Source organism: Yersinia sp. IP36721 (genome assembly GCF_003634395.1).
GTDB classification, from domain to species: domain Bacteria; phylum Pseudomonadota; class Gammaproteobacteria; order Enterobacterales; family Enterobacteriaceae; genus Yersinia; species Yersinia entomophaga.
Window position 1 is genome coordinate 1 of sequence record NZ_QCZL01000065.1, and the last position, 1,213, is coordinate 1,213.

Sequence of the window (1,213 nt, forward strand, 5' to 3'; positions counted from 1 at the left end):
CTGCCAGAGGACTGGCTGACGCAGTGCGGCCTGACCGGGCAACCGCTGGCGATCAGCGTGATGCCTGGTCAGGTGGTCATTCAAGTACATCAGGATAATATACTGGCGTAACCACAGTTACAAATAACTAGATAGATCCTTCTTGGATCTATCTAGTCTTATATTAAATAGCTATTATTTTTTCTTGAGCAAAGCCAACAGGCCAATGCCCAGCATAATATATCCGCACAACATCCTCCCATCTAGTTCCTAGGTTTTGATACTTTTCAGATACATACTGCCTAAAAGCAAAGCATATTCCATTTCTTGCCGCCTGGCTAAAATCATGTGGCAAGCATATAAATTTATCTTTAGGTAACCCTTTAGTTGCATTTAATACTGCTTTATTTACTTTAATTCTAAGCTCTGCAAGCTCTTTAGATGTAGTTTGACCTTTATAAAATGGGTCATCTTGAGTTGGCGAGGTCGGAAGCCACTCAGCACTAGCATAAAGGCCATTAAACTCCACATCAGATGGATTAATGAACACCTTTTCAACATCTTTAATTAAAATAACATTTTCATTCTGGATGTCAGACACCCCCATATTTGAAAAGAATCTTGCCTTATCTATTTCTTCCAACACTTTATTAATATCAATCATATTAAAATCTCAAATCGGTTATGGTTCCTGGCGGTAAAGCTTTCCTACCTTGTTGGACTGTAGTACGAAGCACACCACCTGCTGCGTGCGGGCCAGGTATTCCAGGTAAAGAGTGGTTTGGTAATGTTCCATGTGTAGGCATTAAGTTCCACCATTTATTCGCCCCCCCACTTTCCAATGGAATTATATGATGCGGAGTTGCCCCAGTAGGCCAAACTCTTCCTGTATTCGCTTCCCATTGACTCATAAGATATTTTTGATCTCTCACAAATTCTTTACGTGACAACCTATTTTGGAAAGCACTACGTCTTTGAACTACTGGTAAATTACCTTTTAATATTTCTGCTTGCTTTGGAGTTATATGCCCTCCAGGTGACGCAACCTTATTAGCATCAGCAATAATGCGATCAAGAGTAGAACATCCAGCTAGCCCTAATGGATCTATCCATCCTAGCGGATTGTGAACGTAACCATAGGTGTTTAATCCCCCCGCCAGCCCTATCGGGTCCGGGCTTAAGTAACAGCAGGCCTGCGGGTCGTAGTAGCGGAAGCGGTTGTAGTGCAGCCCCG

Annotated in this window: 3 protein-coding genes; 1 reads left to right on the plus strand and 2 read right to left on the minus strand. The window is 42.5% G+C overall.

Going from position 1 to position 1,213, the window contains the following annotated elements:
* The first annotated feature begins 15 nt into the window (after positions 1 to 15).
* Positions 16 to 111 carry a SymE family type I addiction module toxin gene (locus DBA33_RS20225; protein WP_276148145.1) on the plus strand — a complete coding sequence of 32 codons (96 nt, stop codon included), beginning with the start codon at positions 16 to 18 and terminating at the stop codon, positions 109 to 111.
* A 52-nt stretch (positions 112 to 163) separates the two neighbouring features.
* On the opposite strand, the gene DBA33_RS20230 is transcribed toward DBA33_RS20225, so the two are convergent.
* Both DBA33_RS20230 and DBA33_RS20235 read right to left on the minus strand, forming a co-directional pair.
* Positions 164 to 643, minus strand: a complete 480-nt coding sequence (locus tag DBA33_RS20230; protein ID WP_064512411.1) for a hypothetical protein — start codon at positions 641 to 643, stop codon at positions 164 to 166.
* Between the two features lies 1 nt (position 644).
* A partial coding sequence (locus tag DBA33_RS20235; RefSeq protein WP_276148144.1) for an RHS repeat-associated core domain-containing protein occupies positions 645 to 1,213 on the minus strand: 569 nt, incomplete at its 5' end.